The sequence below is a fragment of the Nonomuraea antri genome (genome assembly GCF_013283785.1).
Taxonomy (GTDB): Bacteria; Actinomycetota; Actinomycetes; order Streptosporangiales; family Streptosporangiaceae; genus Nonomuraea; species Nonomuraea antri.
The window spans coordinates 1-3,829 of the sequence record NZ_JABCPZ010000432.1; the positions used below are offsets into that span (position 1 = coordinate 1).

The window sequence follows — 3,829 nt, forward strand, 5'->3', positions numbered from 1 at the left end:
CAGGACCCCCCACCGCCCGCATCTCGCCCGCCAGGCCGCCATCGTCGCCGCGCCGGCACCCGGCGATCGCCGGGCCGCAGAGAAGACCGCACTCATCAAGGCCGCCGTCCTGATTCCCGGCCTGCGCTGACATCCCCCGATAGGCCCGTGCTTCACCTCCACGGGCCGTGCCGTACGGCTTGCGCTCTCACCCCCCGGCGCAAGCCGTACGGCACGCCACAGCTAAAAGGACGCATCGTGAAATATCGCGCGATATTAGTAGCGCTCGCGACCCTCGCACTCGGACTCATCGCACTGCCGGCCCAGGCGGCCGCCGCCACCGCGACCTTCGTCAAGGTCGCCGACTGGGGCTCCGGCTTCGAGGGCAAGGTCACCGTCACCAACGGCACGTCCGCCCCGCTGAACTGGAACGTCCAGTTCGACGTGCCCGCCGGGCACTCGATCCCGTCCGCCTGGGACGCGGTCATGACCCGTAGCGGCCAGCACTACACGTTCACGCCGCCCTCCTGGGCCGGCGCGCTCGCCGCGGGGGCCAGCACCAGCTTCGGCTTCAACGGCAGCCCGGGCAACTTCCCCGGCATCACCGGCTGCACGCTCAACGGCTCGCCCTGCGGCGGTTCGAGCGTCGAGGTGCCCGGCAAGCCCGGCGCCCCCGCGGCCACGACCACGAACACCAGCATCGCGCTGACCTGGGGGGCCTCCAGCGGAACGGTGACCGGATACCGGGTGTACGAGGGCACCGCGGTCAAGGCCACCGTCACCGGCACCTCGGCCACGATCAGCGGCCTGGGCACCTGCGAAAGCCACACCTACACCGTCAAGGCCTACAACTCGGCGGGTGAGTCCGCGGCCAGCGACGCGGTGAGCGCCACCACCACCGGCTGCGGCACCGGCCTGCCGGGCAAGGCGGGACCGATCGCGGTGTCGGCGCAGACGTCCACCAGCGTCTCGCTGACCTGGCCGGCCGTGCCCAACGCCACCAGCTACAAGGTGTACCGGGACAACGCGCTCGTCGCCACCGTGACCTCGCCGTCCATCACGATCTCGGGGCTGACCGCCTGCACGTCCTACGCGTTCAAGGTCATCGCCTCGAACGCCAACGGCGACGGCCCGGCCAGCGACCCGGTCAGCCTCACCACCTCGGGCTGCAAGACCGACCCGCTGCCCAAGCACTTCCTCACCGGCTACTGGCACAACTTCGTCAACCCGGCCGTCGAGCTCAAGCTGTCGGCCGTGCCCAACGAGTACGACCTGATCGCGATCGCGTTCGGCGAGGCCACCTCCACCCCCGGTGAGGTCACGTTCGGGCTCGACCCGGCGCTGGCCACCGCCGTCGGCGGCTACACCGACGCCCAGTTCAAGGCCGACGTGCAGGCCCTGCACGCCAAGGGCAAGCGGGTCATCCTGTCGGTCGGCGGCGAGGCCGGCCGCGTCCAGGTCGCCAGCGGCGCCGCGGCCACCAGGTTCGCCGACTCGGTGTACGCGCTCATGCAGAGCTACGGCTTCGACGGTGTGGACATCGACCTGGAGAACGGGCTCAACGCCACCTACATGGGCCAGGCGCTCAGGTCGCTGCGGGCCCAGGCCGGCTCGGACCTGATCATCACGATGGCCCCGCAGACGATCGACATGCAGTCGACCGGCATGGAGTACTTCAAGCTCGCGCTGAACATCAAGGACATCCTCACGGTCGTCCACACGCAGTTCTACAACTCCGGCTCGATGCTCGGCTGCGACCAGGCCCAGGCCTACTCGCAGGGGACGGTCAACTTCATGACCGCGCTGGCCTGCATCCAGCTCGAGAACGGCCTGCGCCCCGACCAGGTGGCGCTGGGCCTGCCCGCGGGCCCCGGCGCGGCCGGCGGCGGAATCGTGTCACCCACTCTCGTCAACCAGGCGCTCGACTGCCTGGCCAAGCGCACCAACTGCGGCAGCTTCGTGCCGCCGCGCGCCTACCCGGACATCCGGGGCGCCATGACCTGGTCCATCAACTGGGACGCCAGCCACAACTGGAACTTCTCCAAGACCGTCAAGCCCCACCTCCAGGGAATGTCATGAGATATCGCCATAAGATCACCGCATTAGTGAGCGCACTGGCGCTGACCCTGACCGGCGCCGCGCTCAGCGCCCCGGCCTCGGCGAACGCCGTCAGCGTGAGCACCGGCACCGTCCAGTCGGCCGCCGCCGCCGAATGGGCCGCCTGGACCGCCTACGCCACCGGCGCCCGCGTCACCTACAACGGCGTCGAGTACGAGTGCATCCAGGGGCACACCTCGCTGCCCGGCTGGGAGCCGTCGAACGTGCCGGCCCTGTGGAAGCGCGCCACCGGCGGCGGCGACAACGTCGCGCCGTCCACGCCCGCCAACCTCCGCTCGACCGGCGCCACGACCAGCACCATCGCGCTGGCCTGGAACGCCTCGACCGACAACGTCGGCGTCACCGGCTACCTGATCTTCCGCGGTGGCACCCAGGTCGGCACGGCGACCGGCACCACCTACACCGACACCGGCCTGGCGGCCGGCACCAGCTACACCTACACGGTCAGGGCCCGCGACGCGGCCGGCAACCAGTCGCAGCCGAGCACCTCGATCACGGCCAGCACCAGCGGCAACAACGGCGCACCCGGCCAGCCCGGCGCACCCAGCGTCACCGCCTCGACCAACAGCTCGCTGTCGCTGACGTGGGGCGCCTCCTCCGGCACCGTCACCGGCTACCGCGTGTACGAGGGCACCACGGTGGTGTCCACGGGCACCGGCACCTCGGCCACGATCGGCTCGCTGAGCACCTGCTCGACGCACACGTACACGATCAAGGCGTACAACACGGTCGGTGAGTCGCCGGCCAGCGCCTCGGTGACCGGCACCACCACCGGCTGCCCCGGCGGCGGCAACAAGATGCCCGGCGCGCCGTACCTCTACATGGGCTGGGGCAACCCGCCCAACCCGGGCACCGTGATGGACGCGACCGGCGTCAAGGCGTTCACGATGGCGTTCATCCTCGCCCAGAACGGCTGCAACCCGGCCTGGGACGGCCAGCGTCCGCTGACCGGCGGCACCGACGCGGCGGCGATCAACACGATCAAGTCCAAGGGCGGCAGCGTCGAGATCTCCTTCGGCGGCTGGTCGGGCAACAAGCTCGGCCCGAACTGCTCCTCGCCGCAGGCGTTCGCGAACGCGGTGCAGCAGGTCATCAACGCCGTCGGACCGGCGGTCGTGGACTTCGACATCGAGAACAGCGACGAGTTCGAGAACTACACCGTCCAGGACCGCATCCTGAACGCGCTCAAGATCGTCAAGCAGAACAACCCGAACATCAAGATCGTGGTCACCATCCCCACGCTGAAGTCGGGCCTCAACTCGCACGGTGTCCGCCTGGTCAACCAGGCCAAGGCACTGGGCGCGCCGATCGACAACTACACGATCATGCCGTTCAACTTCGGCGGCACGAACATGTACCAGGACACCGTCAACGCCTCCGAGGGGCTCAAGAACGCGCTCAAGAACGCCTTCGGGTGGACCGACGCGCAGGCCTACGAGCACATGGGCATCTCGGGCATGAACGGCAACTCCGACCAGGGTGAAGTGACCACGCCCGCGATGTGGACGCAGATCCGCGACTGGGCCAAGTCCAAGGGCCTGACCAGGTTGGCCTTCTGGTCGACCAACCGCGACCGGGTCAACGGCGGCGGCCAGCCCCAGGGCGAATGGGAGTTCACCAGGATCACCGCCGGCTTCTGACCCACCCGCCGGCCTCGGAACCGGCCGGGGAGCGCTCGCCAACGGGTGACCTCCACCACCCCGCTCTCCCCGGCCCACCGATCCCCACCCCC

The 3,829-nt window shown here is 69.7% G+C and carries 2 protein-coding genes; both read left to right on the forward strand.

Annotated features, from left to right (window positions below):
• Positions 1–237: 237 nt before the first annotated feature.
• Positions 238–2,058 carry a cellulose binding domain-containing protein gene (locus HII36_RS53875; protein WP_173531151.1) on the forward strand — a complete coding sequence of 607 codons (1,821 nt, stop codon included), beginning with the start codon at positions 238–240 and terminating at the stop codon, positions 2,056–2,058.
• Entirely contained in the window at positions 2,055–3,737 is a 1,683-nt protein-coding gene (locus HII36_RS53880) for a carbohydrate-binding protein (protein ID WP_173531152.1), read from the forward strand. Before HII36_RS53875 ends, HII36_RS53880 begins: the two co-directional genes overlap by 4 nt.
• The last annotated feature ends 92 nt before the right edge of the window (positions 3,738–3,829 follow it).

Bases quoted from the DNA above. Each gene is read 5' to 3' on its own strand.
- HII36_RS53880 (WP_173531152.1), top strand. From the start codon at position 2,055: ATGAGATATCGCCATAAGATCACCGCATTAGTGAGCGCACTGGCGCTG.